Origin of the sequence: Anaerobium acetethylicum, from assembly GCF_900096945.1 — a bacterium.
In the GTDB taxonomy this organism is placed as follows: Bacteria; Bacillota; Clostridia; order Lachnospirales; family Lachnospiraceae; genus Anaerobium; species Anaerobium acetethylicum.
In genome coordinates, this window is the sequence record NZ_FMKA01000022.1 from 26,495 (window position 1) to 41,660 (window position 15,166).

Annotated in this window: 13 protein-coding genes and 1 pseudogene; all 14 read left to right on the forward strand. The window is 43.6% G+C overall.

Annotation, left to right across the window (positions count from 1 at the left end):
* Positions 1-104: 104 nt before the first annotated feature.
* Positions 105-1,151, forward strand: a complete 1,047-nt coding sequence (locus tag BJR36_RS21050) for a zinc-binding dehydrogenase (protein ID WP_242875584.1) — start codon at positions 105-107, stop codon at positions 1,149-1,151.
* Between the two features lie 132 nt (positions 1,152-1,283).
* Positions 1,284-3,155 (forward strand): BglG family transcription antiterminator, encoded by a 1,872-nt coding sequence (locus BJR36_RS14325; RefSeq protein WP_091235567.1) that lies wholly within the window; start codon positions 1,284-1,286, stop codon positions 3,153-3,155.
* A 257-nt stretch (positions 3,156-3,412) separates the two neighbouring features.
* The gene (locus tag BJR36_RS14330) at positions 3,413-4,231 is read left to right on the forward strand and encodes a Cof-type HAD-IIB family hydrolase (protein WP_091235569.1); all 819 of its coding nucleotides are present in this window, start codon (positions 3,413-3,415) and stop codon (positions 4,229-4,231) included.
* 221 nt (positions 4,232-4,452) lie between these two features.
* Positions 4,453-5,091: a class II aldolase/adducin family protein gene (locus tag BJR36_RS14335; protein WP_091235571.1), complete on the forward strand. Its 639-nt coding sequence runs from the start codon at positions 4,453-4,455 to the stop codon at positions 5,089-5,091.
* Positions 5,092-5,286: 195 nt separating this feature from the next.
* Positions 5,287-6,381: a Gfo/Idh/MocA family protein gene (locus tag BJR36_RS14340; RefSeq protein ID WP_091235573.1), complete on the forward strand. Its 1,095-nt coding sequence runs from the start codon at positions 5,287-5,289 to the stop codon at positions 6,379-6,381.
* 24 nt (positions 6,382-6,405) lie between these two features.
* Positions 6,406-6,861, forward strand: coding sequence for a C-glycoside deglycosidase beta subunit domain-containing protein (locus tag BJR36_RS14345; protein WP_091235576.1), 456 nt, complete (start codon positions 6,406-6,408; stop codon positions 6,859-6,861).
* A 17-nt stretch (positions 6,862-6,878) separates the two neighbouring features.
* Entirely contained in the window at positions 6,879-7,922 is a 1,044-nt protein-coding gene (locus BJR36_RS14350; RefSeq protein WP_091235578.1) for an apurinic/apyrimidinic endonuclease family protein, read from the forward strand.
* Between the two features lie 23 nt (positions 7,923-7,945).
* A complete protein-coding gene (locus tag BJR36_RS14355; protein WP_091235580.1) occupies positions 7,946-9,433 on the forward strand; it encodes a C-glycoside deglycosidase beta subunit domain-containing protein in 1,488 nt (495 codons plus the stop codon).
* 117 nt (positions 9,434-9,550) lie between these two features.
* The gene (locus BJR36_RS14360; RefSeq protein WP_091235581.1) at positions 9,551-9,946 is read left to right on the forward strand and encodes a C-glycoside deglycosidase beta subunit domain-containing protein; all 396 of its coding nucleotides are present in this window, start codon (positions 9,551-9,553) and stop codon (positions 9,944-9,946) included.
* A gap of 17 nt (positions 9,947-9,963) precedes the next feature.
* On the forward strand, positions 9,964-11,016 hold the full coding sequence (locus tag BJR36_RS14365) for a sugar phosphate isomerase/epimerase family protein (RefSeq protein ID WP_091235583.1): 1,053 nt from the start codon (positions 9,964-9,966) through the stop codon (positions 11,014-11,016).
* 42 nt (positions 11,017-11,058) lie between these two features.
* Positions 11,059-12,294: an MFS transporter gene (locus BJR36_RS14370; protein ID WP_091235585.1), complete on the forward strand. Its 1,236-nt coding sequence runs from the start codon at positions 11,059-11,061 to the stop codon at positions 12,292-12,294.
* A 351-nt stretch (positions 12,295-12,645) separates the two neighbouring features.
* Positions 12,646-13,212 carry a DUF6155 family protein gene (locus BJR36_RS14375; protein WP_091235587.1) on the forward strand — a complete coding sequence of 189 codons (567 nt, stop codon included), beginning with the start codon at positions 12,646-12,648 and terminating at the stop codon, positions 13,210-13,212.
* A 973-nt stretch (positions 13,213-14,185) separates the two neighbouring features.
* A pseudogene (locus BJR36_RS21055) lies at positions 14,186-14,269 on the forward strand (SEC-C metal-binding domain-containing protein); the annotation flags it as partial.
* 20 nt (positions 14,270-14,289) lie between these two features.
* Entirely contained in the window at positions 14,290-14,793 is a 504-nt protein-coding gene (locus BJR36_RS14385) for a pyridoxamine 5'-phosphate oxidase family protein (RefSeq protein ID WP_091235591.1), read from the forward strand.
* Positions 14,794-15,166: the final 373 nt, after the last annotated feature.

Here is a 15,166-nt window from a genome sequence, read left to right on the forward strand (position 1 = left end):
AAAAAGAATTGCCTATACTTAGGGCAGAAATTGAAAAGTTTGATGTAGCTGTTCAGAAAATAGCCTGAATGGTTACGGTTTGATTTGAAAGGAGCATAAAAGATATGAAAATGAAAGCGGCAATGATGTACGGACCAAGCGACATTCGTGTAGAAATGGTGGAGAAGCCAGCTTGTCCAAAGGACGGTCTGATTTTAAAAATAATGGCGGTAGGATTATGTGGATCGGATATCCGTAACCTGACCTGCGATTCCAGAAAAGGAAAATATCCGTTTATATACGGCCATGAAATTGTAGGTATTGTAGATGAAATAGGTCCAGAAGAAACAAAATATAAAGTGGGTGACAGATTATTCCTCTTCCCGGGCACATACTGTATGGAATGTGACGACTGTATCAGCGGTCACAGCGAAAACTGTACGAATGTGGAAAAAGGAATTGCAGGAACAGGCGGATTCGCACAGTATGTTGCGGTACCGGCAAGAAAGATCGAACTGGGCGGCATCTATGAAATTCCGGAAGATGTAAGCTTTGAAGCGGCAAGCCTTGGAGAGCCGTTAACATCGGTATATGCCTGTGAGGAGAATGTAGGCGTCGGATATCCTGATACACTGGTAATCATCGGGGCAGGTCCGATTGGATGCTTTATGGCTCAGCTGGCGAAAATCAGAGGGGCCCAGAAGATCATCATGATTGATATCAACGATATACGTTTGAAAATGGCAAAGGATTTTGGCGTGGACGACACTATCAACAGCGCAAAAGAAGATCCTATAGAAGCAGTGAAAAAGCTGACAAATGGATTGGGAGCAGACAAAGTAATCTCTGCAAATCCCTCGAATGCGGCACAGGCACAGAGTATTTTTATGGTTAAAAAAGGCGGCCTGGTCGTATTCTTTGGCGGAGTTCCGAAAGGATCCCTGACGGAATTGGATACAAATTACATCCACTACAATAATATCTGGATCAAAGGACATTTTGGAGCTTCCTACATCCAGTCGAAAAGAGCATATGAACTGGCAATTTCAGATGCTTTCCCAACAGAAAAATTCATCACGCATAAACTGTCGTTAAGCAGGATCAATGAAGGGATCGAGCTGACAAGGACAGGCGAGGCGATCAAGGTCGTGCTGCTTCCCCAGGAAGATTAAGTGTTATGGGTTACTGCACGCTCAGTGAAAAGTAATACGCGAATCCTGATCCGGCAGGGAGCCTCCGTTAGCAAGTGTATATGGCCTGGAATCATGCTATAATAGGGGCATGATTTTAGCACGGAGGATACTATGGAAGAATACAAATTACATACAAGGCAGAGGAAGCTTCTTTACCTTTTAAACTGCAGGCATGGCATTGCAAATGGCAAAGAGCTTTCTGCAAAATTAGGCGTATCCGAAAGAACGCTCCGCAATGATATCGCAGCGGTCAACGAGGCGATGGAGGCATACGGATTACAGATAAAAGCAGTTCCTGGAAAAGGATATTATCTTCAGATGGAAGACCGTAAGGTGCTGCACGAACTGTTTTCAGGAAAAGAGAATATCCAGACAAAAGAAGACCGTATCAGGTATCTGATCATGAAGCTGGTGCAGAGCGAAGAAGGGTGCGACCTGCGGGATCTGGAAGACGATATGTTTATCAGCAGGACGACCCTGGAAAACGATATCAAAGAAATCAGGCTGCGGATTACGGAGAATAAGCCGTATCTGAACATGCACCGCAAAGGAAACTTTGTAAGTCTGGACAATGACGAAATCAAGAAGCGGAACATTCTGATCCGTCTCTATTGCGAAAACTGGGATTACGATTCCAGAGACGGAATCGTGTTGAAAGACGATGTCATCAATCAGGAAATTCTGAATCAGATCAGGACGGAAATGAAAGAAATTCTGAAAAAACATGAGATTGAACTGGATGATTTCGGATTGATTTATCTGATTCTGGCGATTGCAGTCTCCTATTCCAGGATGCTGGAAGATTACAGGCTGGATGCGTCAGACCGTATCTGCACGGAGCGGTCAGTCTGCGAAGCGGTCAGGGAGCTGATGGACAGGCTGCAGATATTATGGGAGCTGGAAATCGGAGAACCTGAATACGGGTGGATCGCAGCAATACTGGAGCAGCTGGTCCTGCTGAATTTCAATACCTATACAAAAGAAGAAGCAGCCAGCAGAACAGACCTCAGATGCAGCCAGCTGGTGGAGCAGCTATCAGGTGAAATGAAGGAAAGGTATCATCTGGATTTTTCACAGGATGACAGGCTTTATGCCGCTATGCTCATCCACGTACAGGCCTTGATGAACAGCATGATATCCGTTCAGATGCAGAGCCGGTATCTGATGGAAGAGCTTAAGATGCAGCATCCGTTCTTAGGTGATGTTTCCCATTATCTTTGCAGGCGTCTGGAGCAATTGTGCGATTTGAAGCTGGATCAGGAGGAAGAGAATTACCTGCTCCCCATGCTGATCACCGCCCAGGGTAAATTGCTTGAGAACCTGCGTGGAAAAGGGATCAAAACAGTGGTGGTCAGCCATCTGAACGCCAGTCTCACCTACTATCTGATGGACAGGATACAGAAGATGTACGCTGGGAAAGTGGAGCTGGAAGGACCGTTCCCGATCTATGACAGGGATAACATCGACAAGGTGCATCCGGCTCTTATCATCACGACTGTGCAGATGGATGTATTCCGACAATTTGACACACCGGTCATAACGGTTTCTCCGCTGATAGACGAGAAAGATCAGAAGAAAATAGAACAGCATATTCAGAAGGCGGAATCCGAATATCTGTATCCGAAGCTTCCGAATGCACAGGAAGCCTATTTCCGCAAGGATCTGATTCTTCAGATTGAGCGGAAGGCAGACCTGACAGAAGTGCTGTCAATTATGGAAGAGAACCTGAGAGGAAACATGTATGTCAGCGATGAAGTACAGCTTGACTTGAAACGATGCTACTATGCGCTGCTGAAGAACGATACGTTATTCCTGTATGTGATTGGGGATAAGGCGCAGAAGACCATAGCCAGTGTTGCAGAATGCAGATATACGGTAGTTTGGAAGCAGATGCGGAACATCAGGAAAATTATGCTGATGGTCATCAATGAAGAAGAACGTTGTTATCTGGGAAGCTTCTATCAGATGGCGATGGATCTGTAAAGGAAAAGGCGGATTTGCACAAGTTTGTATAATGAGGACGTGATACAAAACATGTTCATTCGCAGCGCGCTCTCGCTTAGATGAAGACGTAGTGGTACGTAGGGCCGCAGAATACGCGGCCCAAATACCAACGTCTTCATAAAGCTGCTCATTAAACAATGTTTTGTATCACTGCGTGTCAGATGGCGGATGTGCAAATTGACGAAGCCACTTTGTTCTAAAATGTGATATAGGAAAAAGAGAGAGAAGGAAACAGGATGGGCAAGATTATTTTTTTGGATATAGATGGAACAATTAGGGATTTCGATGGATATGTTCCCGATTCTGCTGTAGAGGTGATCCGACAGGCAAGAAAGAATGGACACCAGGTGTGCATCAGCACAGGCAGGCCGTATTGCCAGATTGAGGATCGGATAAAGAAAATCGGATTTGATGGGATTATATCCGGATCAGGAAGTTATGTGGAATATGAAGGGAATTGTTTAAGCCAGAAGTATTTTTCGATGCCACTATACAAATCGATTTGCAGGTATCTCCTGGAAAGGAACTGCGTGATCGAGCTGCAGACCTATAAAGAAAGCTGTATTCTCAGAGAACAGGTGGAAGCATTCCAAAATATCGGGGAGAGGATCCAGAAAAAACTCGGAGAACAGGCGCGTAAAGTGGTGCATATGCCGCAGATTGTGGAATCGGAAGAAGAAATGGTTAACGTTGAAAAGATTCTGTTTTTCAGCAATGATCTTTCTAACGAAAAACTGACAGAGGATTGGAACGGACTTCTCCATGTAGTGCCTGTCAGCATCCCGAATCCGGAGAAATGGGGAGGAGAAATCACTCCAATAGGGATCAATAAAGCGGAGGGAATCCGCAGCATTCTGGAAGCAGGCAGATTCAGTGAATCGGACGTCGTTGCAATTGGAGATAGCGAGAACGATATCGAGATGATTCGATTGGCATCGGTTGGGATTGCAATGGGAAATGGAACATCAAGAGTAAAGGAAGAAGCCGATATGATTACGGATTCGCTTAGAGAAGACGGAATAAAAAAGGCATTTCGAAAATTGGGAATAGTGTAGCTGTAATTAACGGCAAGGAGAATGTGGAAACAAAAAAGAAAATGCATAAATTGAACATTTTAAAAGAAACTGTCATGTCAATTCACATAAGAAACGAATATACTTTATTTGAAAGATAGTCAAAAGATAGTCAAAAGCACAGTCAGCATAATTAGTTTTATGTACAATAGGTTATTATTCAGTAATCAAGTAATAGCATAACAGGAAGGATGAAACGAATCATGAAGTATGAAAAAATCAGAAAACAGGTATTAGAGGCAATTTTAGAGGCAGTGGATTCAGGGTTGATCAAAGGAACCTCTGGCAACATTGCATTAAAAGATGACGAGGAAGATGTAATCGCAATTACGCCAAGCGGAATCGCGTATAAGACAATGAAAGCAGAAGATATCGCAATCGTTGATATGAATGGAAAATGGCTGGACGGTCCGTATAAACCATCTTCAGAAGCACCGATGCATACAGCAGTCATAAGAGCAAGAAAAGACGTAAAGGCAACCGTTCATACACATGGAATGTTTGCAACGATCATGGCAATGGGAGACGAAGAGTTACAGCCTACAACTCCTCCACAGTCAGAATTCGTACCTGTAAAAGTAGTACCATTCACAATGCCTGGAAGCAAGGATCTCGCTCAGATCGTTGTAGATACCCTTGGCGATGGAAGAGCAGTTCTGTTAAAGAATCACGGAATGTTCTGCTGTGGAAAAGATATCAAGGCAGCGATGGCAGCCACTGTCTATACAGAAGAAATGGCAACAACAGCATACTATGCTAAATTGTTAGGTACATTCAATCCGATGCCGGAAGAAGCAATCCTGAAAATGAAGGAATTGATTGCAGCTGACCAGGCAGTATAACAGCCTGAAAGCATTGATTTTAATGAGAGAGAACAATTTTTCGAATAGAGAAATTGTTCTTTTTTTTTACAGCAAAAAAGCGAGAATGAAATTATGTCGAAAATGACTGTGATAACAGTAAGAATTAGACTGTGGCCGCAAGCGGCAGATTATATAATAGAACTATCAATAAAATTGAATTCGGAGGATGAAAGAATGAAAAAAGTTAAAATCGGTATTGTTGGATGCGGCGGCATCGCGAATCAGAAACATCTGCCTTCCCTGAAGGCCTGTGGCGGAAAAAATGAAATCGTTGCGTTCTGCGACATCATAGAAGAAAGAGCAGTCAAGGCTGCGGAAAAATACGGAACACCGGATGCAAAGATCTATACGGATTACCTGGAATTCATGAAAAATGAAGAAATCGAAGCTGTCCATGTATGTACGCCTAATGTGTCCCATTCACCAATCACGGTAGCGGCACTCCAGGCAGGAAAACATGTTATCTGCGAGAAGCCGATGGCGCACTGCACTGCAGACGCCCAGAAGATGATGGATGCGTGGAAAGAGTCCGGCAAGAAATTCACAATCGGGTACCAGAACAGGTTCCGCGATGATACGACAGCATTAAGCAAAGCCTGCCAAAATGGCAAGCTCGGTGATATTTATTTCGCAAAGGCCCATGCAATAAGGCGCAGGGCAGTACCTACATGGGGCGTATTCCCTGATAAATCACTGCAGGGCGGCGGACCACTGATCGATATCGGAACACATGCACTCGATATCACCCTGTGGATGATGGACAACTACAAGCCGGTATCCGTAACGGGTTCGGTATTCAACAAGATGAGGGACAAATTTGAAGGAAACGTGTTCGGACCATGGGATCCGGAAACATTTGAAGTAGAAGATTCGGCATTCGGATTTGTAAAGATGGAAAATGGAGCGACCGTATTTGTAGAAGCATCCTGGAACCTGAATGTACTGGAGTCAAAGGAAGCATCCACAACCTTATGCGGAACGGAAGCTGGCGCACACATCAACCACGGAGGCAGTTTTGCAAAAGACGAGCTGATCTATAACTATATTGAAAATGACCAGCAGATGCAGTCCACGATTTCACCGAAGGCCCAGGTAGATTTCTTCGAAGGAGGCGCTTCCGCAGAAGGCATCCGTGAAGCAGACCAGTGGCTCGATGCGATTATTGAAGACAAAGAACCTCTGGTACAGCCGGAACAGGCATTTGTGGTAACACAGATTCTCGAAGCCATCTACAAATCTGCAGAAGAAGGAAAAGAAATCAAATTGTAATCGTGAAGGAAAGGTGGAAGAGAAATGTTCGATCGCTTTTTAATCAGAAAAGACAGCCTGGAGAATGTGGTTTCAGGCGGTGAAGTGACAGGCTTTAAATTTGCAGTGCGCATAGCCGATTACCGCGGCTGCTTCCTGTCCCTGCACAATGGATATTATGTCGAATGCGACGGAGAGCAGTATCCCGTAAGCCTTCAGAAATTTGAAATCAACAACAGACCACCCAGAAGTTTTGAAGAAATCAGGAAATGCGTATGGGAACATTGGGATTATGACGATGAGGGATTTCTCTACATCGAAAAGAAAGGCGGCCTGCTGCCAGGCAGACATACAATCGGAATCCAGCAGTCCGTTCTTGCACAGTACGGATATATGCCATGGGACGAGGAATGGGTGAAAAACCCTCCTGTACCGGGAAAAGGATCAGGAGCAGGAAAAACGGCAGCAATCTGTAAATTTGAACTTGAGCTGCAGGCATAACGGAGGTGAAGAAGGCTATGGGAATAAAAAGAGGAGTATCACTATACAGCTATCAGCAGGAACAGTTTTTCAGGAGAATGAACTGGAAGGATATGATCCGCGAAGTGCATGACAATCTGCATGCAGACGGCATCGAGATCATTGACGAGGCAATCATCCGCAATTATCCGTTTCCGTCAGAACAGTTCATCTATGACTGGAACAACGAAATGGCAAGGTATAACATGAAAGCCGTCACCATGGATGTCTATTTGGATGTTCATCAGTTCCGCGACCATGTCATGAACCACAGGGAAGCGGCAGAACGTCTGAAAAATGATATCAGGCTGGCGGCAAGGATGGGCTTTGAAAACGTACGATGCCTGTGCCTTGTCCCGACAGAGGTCATTGAAATGGCCATTCCAACAGCTGAAAAGTATAACGTCAGAATTGGAAAGGAAATTCATTTTCCACTGCCGATCAGACCCGGCGTGAAGCCGGCTAAGATCGATCCTGTGTTGGATCCGAGAATGGCAGAGCAGATCATCGACCTGGTACAGAGGACTGGAACGAAACATGTGGGGCTGGTGCCGGACTTCGGCATCTTCCAGCATTCGCCTACCGATCTCGCAGTTGATTACTATAAGCGTCACGAGAATCCGGACATGGTCGACTTCATTTTGGAAAAAGGAAGAGACTACGAAATCGATGATATCCTGAAGATGCTGGATGAAAAATTCCCGGGCCATACCATGAATTTCATGAGCATGGGTACCATCGTCATAAAAGAGTCGAGCGCAAGGCCTGAGGATCTGAAGGAAATCGTTCCTTATATCGTAAGCATGCATGGAAAATTCTACCACATGACGGAAATCGAAGGAAAACCGGGCCAGTATGAAGACAAGGCCATTGAATATGCAAAACCGATCCAGTATCTGAAAGAATGCGGATTTGACGGATATATCAATTCAGAGTTTGAGGGACAGAGATACCGTCAGGATGGAAGTGAAGAAGATATGATCGACGAAGTGGAACAGGTCAGAAGGCACCATGAAATGTTAAGCAGATTGATCGGGAAATAAATAAAGGGAAGGAAGTCACAACGATGTCTACAGAATATATGAAATTGGGCTTTGAAAATCTCGTGTTGGATGAAAACAATTTTTATAATGTCAAAATCGGCGGCAATACGGTCGGATTCAACCTTGGTTTAAGGATCAATTATTACCGGAGCCTGCCGCTGTCATGTCTGGAAAAACTGAATGTTACCGTTGACGGCCAGCTGATACCGCAGCATCTGATGCTTCTGTTCATAAACGGGAAGAAATTCTCTATGCAGCAGGTGCCGCAGCTGTTTGCCGAATGCTGGGGGATCAGGGAAACCGCAGACCTGGTCATCTATAACAGCGGCCTGCCGGACGGGGAACATCAGGTTGACGTCGAGATGATTTTCCGATGCCCATACATGCAGTTTGCACCCCGGGTCTACGGAAAGATAGACAGCTCTGCTTCAAAGAAGATGGTGCTGAAACAGGGGCCGTCTGAAATAAAGAGGACGATGCCCCTGCCGAATCTGGATGTGGAACCGGTAGGCGGACAGTCTATGGGCGGCATCGATTTTGCCGTGTCGCTGTACGGATTTACCGAACGGTTCATAGCTGATGATGGTTATGGATTTGAAGAAATGTTCAAGGACCTGAACCGCGTAGGAATCAGGAAATTTGAAATTGTCGGAGCGCAGATGTTTTCGTCATATCCTTATGTGACAGACGGAGAAATCGAAGAGCTGCTTTCCCTTGCACGAAAGTATGGGGTAGAGCCCTTCAGCTACGGCGGATATGCAGATGTGGGAAAATTCTCAGACCACGATATGAGCGATGAAGAGATGATGAATGAACTGGTCTTTGAGATGATGACGGCAAGACGGCTAGGCTGTTCCTATATGCGGGCGCCATCATTTCCGGCAAGACTCTGGCCAATGGTCGATATGTTTGCCAGGATTTATGATTTGAAGGTCGGTTACGAAATCCATGCGCCGGAACGTCCGGGGGACAGCCATATCCAGGAGCTGGCGAAGGTATTCAAAGAGCTGAATTCTGCCCATGTTGGATTTATTCCGGATTTCGGCAGCTATATCGAAAGGCCGAACCAGCTTTCCTATGACCGTTTCCTGGAAATGGGAGCAAAAAGCGAGCTGCTTGATTTTATTATCGAGAACCGATGGGCCGGATATACCTTTGCCACGATTTGCGAAAAACTGTCCTCAATGGGTGGCGGAAATGCGGAAAAAGCCGCAGCCGCAGACTGGTTCGGATTCATGTCTTTTGCACCTGCAGATCTTGACGGATTCAGATCAATCATGCCATATGCCCTGTATTTCCATGGGAAATTCTATCATATAGGAGAAGATTGCGTTGAAACCACAATTCCTTATGAAGAACTGTTCAGGATCATCCTGGATTCCGGATTTAAGGGGACAGTCCTGACGGAATATGAAGGCCATGCATTTTACCGGAATGATGCCGTTGAGCAGATCGAACGCCACCTGATCATGGAGAAGAATATTTTGGAAAAGCTACAGGGTATTTCATAAGCGATAGAAGTTTGCGAAACTGAAGATAATATTGTAACCGTTCAGTAGTCCTGAATAGCTGCATCATAGTTATATAACGATAAGAGGGCTGGGACAACCAGCCAGGGAGGAAATAAAATGTTTGCAAGAAATATGTTTAAGCCGGACGGATTCAGGAACACCTATGCCGACGGACAGGCAGTCGGATTCCAGTTTGACTGCAAGGTACAGTATTACAGAGGAATTACGTTATCCATCGTGCGCGATATAAAAGTAGAGGTAGACGGAGTGGAGTATCCGAGGGAAAACATCCGTTTTTCCATAAAAGGTGAAACCTTTACCCTGGATGAAATGAGAACCGTGATCGACCATGAACTTCGCTGGGAGTTTGGAAAATGGGCTACCGTCATCGTCCTGAAAGAGGGCGGACTGGAACAGGGAAAACATCACATTAAGTCAACTCAGATCATTGCACCATCCTACATGCCACATATTCTGGAGCATGCAGGCGACTATGATTTTGAGATTGCCTAGGGGGAGGATATAACAAAATGAACTATAATATCAAAAGAAGCGTTTCTCTTTATAGCTATCAGGAAGAATATTATCTTGGAAAACTGGATCTGGAAGGCTGCATCCGTGAAGCTGCGAAAGCAGGGGCAACAGGGATTGAACTCCTGGCAGAGCAGATGATGCCCAATTTTCCTTACGTGACACCGGAGTTCAAGGAACAGTGGTTTGGCTGGATGGATAAGTATGGCACAGAGCCTACCTGTTATGATGCGTTCCTGGAAAATAAGATCTACGACAACAGGACGCTTACCTTAAGAGAACAGGTCAGGATGATGGAAAGGGATATCAAGATAGCAGGCGAACTCGGATTCAAGACCCTGAGGACCCTTTGCTCAACGCCAATGGATGTCATCAAAGGCAGCCTGGACTGCGCAGCAAAAGAAGACGTGAAGATCTGTATCGAAGTCCATTCCCCATTCTCCCTCAACTCGGGCTGGGCAGACGGATATATGGATATGATTCTCGGAACAGGAACAAAGCATTTCGGATTCATGCCTGATTTTGGAATTTTCTGCAAGAAGATTCCAGATGTCCTGACAGCAAAGGCATTGAGGCAGGGAGCAAGTCCTGAATGCGTGAAAATCGTCAATGACGCATTTGCAAACAGGGTCGAAAAAGGCTTTACAAAGATCAAATACGATACAAACCTCGGACGCGCCCATGGTGAATATGTGAAAGCAAATGGAATGCCTGAGCTGATGGAGGCAATCGAAAAGGCAGGCGGCAATGCGGCTGATATGAATTACGCACGTGCTTCCTTCAATTATACATGGTGCGATCCGCAGGATATCATAGACAATATCCAGTACATCTACCATACCCATGCAAAATGCTACAACACGAATGCAGAGTATGAAGAAACTTCTATTCCTCTCAAGGAAGTAATCGCTGCCTATAAGAAAGCCGGGTACACAGGCTATTTAAGCACTGAATATGAAGGAAACAGCCTGCTGAATGATGCATTTGAGGTAGACAGCATAGAGCAGGTCAGACGTCATCAGGAAGCCATGAGAAGGGCGATTGAGGATTAACGGAAAGCAGGATCTGCCAGCCATGCAAAAAGGAGAACGATTATGACAAACGAAACGACTATGAACCATACGGCAGTGGAAAAAGTGTGGAACAGATATTTTATCCTGCTCTTTTCAATCTGCGTATGCTCTGGAATATGTATGCAGATTTTTAATTCCATTGCCATTCTTTATGTTAAAAGCCTGGGAGGAAGTACGGCTATAGCAGGGATTGTCGTTGCAATGGCAACTCTTACATCGGTCATCGGAGCCTTTTTCTTCGGAAGGTTGATCGACATGAAAGGGCGCCAGCAGTTTATCCTTTGGGGATTGATCTTTATGGTGATGGCGGTCGTTGCCTTCAAGCTACTGCCTTTTTTGGCGATTCTGCCGATTCTGAGTCTGGTGCAGGGAGCAGGAAACACAGCAAGCATGATTGGCATGTCCGCTGCAGTCACAGATGTCGTACCGAAAGACAGACTGGGAGAGGGTGTTGGCTACTTTGGCCTGACGCAGGCACTGACTACTGCAATCGGGCCATCCCTGGGGATTGCGCTCATTTCGGAAAACAGGTTCGATTCTGTATTCTATGTGGCAGCGACAGTTGCTGGTCTTGGAATTATCTGCGCATTATTCTGTGATTATGAAAAAAAGGGCTTCGGTTCATTTCAAAAAATACAGACAGTAAAGGAATCATCTGAAGCTGGCGAAGCGGCTGAATCAGGCAAAGAGTATGCGGGGATCAGGAAGTATATTGAAGTGGGGGCTTTGCCGGCCTTTATCACACAATTCCTGCTGTTCGTAAGCTGTACGTTCAATCTCAGCTACATCGGTTTTTTTGCAAAAGATCAGGGTATCGAAAATGTCTGGGCCTTTTTCACCATGTCTGCAATTGGAATGTTGATCGCCCGCCTGTTTACGAGCCGGCTCGTTGATAGCGTTGCGCCCCTTAAATTATTGGTGCCAGGGCTCTTAATAGGAGGTTCAAGCTATATTGTGCTGATTTTTACACCTCAGTTCAATCAGCTGATCGGGGCATCAGGTATGCTTTATGGGCTGTCTCTGGGTATTGTGACTCCGGTACTGAATGCTCTGGCAATCTGGAATTCACCAGAAAACAGAAGAGGTGCAGCAAGCGCCACGTATTCCCTGTCAGTTACGATGGGAATTGGAATAGGGGGATTGCTGCTTGGAATATTGATTGATTTGATCGGATTTCAATTTACATTGCTGGCATGTGTCGGGCTCGTAGGTCTTTCTATATTGTGTTCTGTATATTTTTTTCGGGAAAAAGGCTGATAAATGACATAAACGTACCGCCAGCTTCGAGAACAGGTTATTACCGCCATTGAAGGCGAGGAAAAACGGACAAAACTGTTATTATTTATGCAGTTGTTGATGGAAGACAAGAATATAGAAATTTGATTTAATAATATCAGCTGTAAGGGCATACCAGTTAATGGGGTGCTCTTTTTTTTAGTGTGCCCGGCGGGCCAAATTCTAATTTCGTTTGAAAAGCAAATTGTTTGATTACAGTTTTTTGGATATAATAAGAATAAGGGTTATCATTCAGGATCACGACCTTAATAGCCACAAGCACTGCCTGAATGGAAATAGAATAGAAATAAATATAACCAGAAAGGATCCAGTATGGCAACTAAAATGAAAATTACGGATTTGAAAAAGGTCTTGAAAAATGCCGATAAAGACGAATTAGAGATGCTGATATGTGAACTTTATAAAAAAGATGGTTTCGCAGAAATTCTGATTAATTGCAAATTATTTGGAGATGAATTTGAAAAGCAGATATTAACGGAATATAAAGATAAAATGGAAATGATATTCTTTCCTAATAATTTATCGAGAGGTTTTTCACTTTCAGGAGCAAAAAAATTGATTGCTGACTATAAAAAGATATCCAATAATTCACAATATCTATTAGATTTAACGCTTTATTACGTAGAGTGCGGCACGGATTTCACAAACAGTTTTGGTGATATTGACATGCCGTTTTATAACAGCTTAATGAGTGTGTTTGATAAGTTCACCGAAGAACTTTATAAACAGGATGATGAAAAAATGTATTTATTATTCAAAGACCGGCTGGCAAGGCTGTCCAATGATGTGGGTTCTATCGGATGGGGCTATTGTGACTATATGCAGGAAGAAATTTTAAATTTGGAATGTTTCTTTATGGAGGAAGAAGATAATGACTAATTTACGTTTGAAAAAAGAGATGATAGATGCAGTGAATAATCAGATAAAGGCAAATGAGCCACCATGTACAAAACGCATATTTATGCAGTTGCAGGAGCAGGGGTGCACAAAAAATGAAGCAAAAGAAATGATTGCAGCCGTATTGCTGGGAGAGATGTATGAAATTCTTAAAGAAGGGAGACCTTTTGATGAAAAGAAGTATGAAAGAGAATTACAAGAACTTGTGGAAGATGACTTTATATTTGATGACGTAATGCAAGAATTGGAAGATGCGTCTGACACTATATTGCAAGCAAACATTAACGTATATGAGGCGATTTTCGAGAGGAAACCCACAGAAGCCATCAGAATTTTCATGGACGTATGGGATGATATCAAGAAGTTTGTGAAAGATAACTTTTATAAGCAGGATTCGAAAGGAAATATTATTAAACCTGAACTTATAGATATAGACGATGAGACGGATTTCAAATACGAATTGTTTAACTGGCTGCAGGATATGGAAATGGAATTTCATAATTCCAGACTGTATGAAGAAAGAATTCAGTTTTGCCAGGAGGTAATGGATTTATTTGCCTGGAAAGAAGATTCAGCGGATAATTATAAATCAGCAATCGGAGAAGCGCTTAATGATCTGAAACGGTACAACGAATGTGATGAGTGGTTTGAGAATTGGTTAAAAGAAGAACCAGATAATATAAGCTGCATAAATACTTATATACAGTGCGTTTCCGGGAGAGAGGATTGGGAAAAGGCAAAGCAGCTGACTGAGAAATATATCGGAACCTCTATTGAGTTTAATGGTGAGAATGAAATCTTATTATATCGGGCTCTGGATGTCTATGAAGGACTTGGTGAAACGGAAAAAGCGAAACAGTACCAGGAGAAAATAGATGAATACCTGAAGTGGTTTAAAAAAAACAGGAAGTTTGATGAGGATGATTATGCCGAACCAGTATATTTTAGCCAGCCGATCGTTAAGGAGAAAAAGACATATCCGAATGATCCCTGTCCATGCGGCAGTGGCAAAAAATATAAAAAATGCTGTGGCAAATAATTTTAGAAAGAGGTAATGATATGTTTAGAGAAATGAGACGAAAAAACCAGGTTTTATCACCGGAGGAGAGCATTGCAGTGCTTAAGAAAGGAACATCGGGAGTTTTAGCCGTGCACGGAGATGATGACTATCCATATGCGGTCCCCCTGAGTTATGTTTACCATGATTCGAAAATTTACTTTCACTGTGCGAAAACAGGCCATAAGATAGATGGGATATCAAGAAACAGCAAAGTGTCATTTTGTGTCATCGACCAGGACCAGATCGTTCCGGAAGAATATACGACCTACTTCCGAAGCGTCATTGCTTTCGGGAAAGCGCGTATTTTAGAGGATGAAGCTGAAAAAAGAGCAGCCCTTGAAAAATTAGCCGAAAGATATTCGCCAGAGCAGGAGCAGGGACGTTTGCAGGAAATAGATAAGCTGTTCAAGCAGGTATGCCTTGTTGAACTTGCGATTGACCACCTGACAGGTAAGGAAGCGATAGAACTGGTGAGAAAAAAGGAGCTTCATGGATGTGTATGAAAAAATAGTTACAAGTAAAGGCGTACAGGATAAAGCGGTTGAGCGGTTAACGAAGTTCAAAGAGCGTATGATAAGGAATATAGATTATTATCAGGATAATGATATGATACGTACTAATTTTGAGTTTTTGAAATTGTTATTTACAACTGGCATCTAAATATGTAAAATAATGTTACATAAAAAAACGATTTCGTTTTGCAAGGGCTGTGCTGAAAAGTATAGCTCTATTTTTATTTTAAGTGGTTAATAATATTTTAGAATATACCGATTAATTGGTCTGGATAAATCAGACCAATAATGAAGTTAGTCCGTATAAGGGCACTCCAGTTAATGGAGTGCTCTTTTTTTATTCCCCAGGAAATTTTTTTGTCTC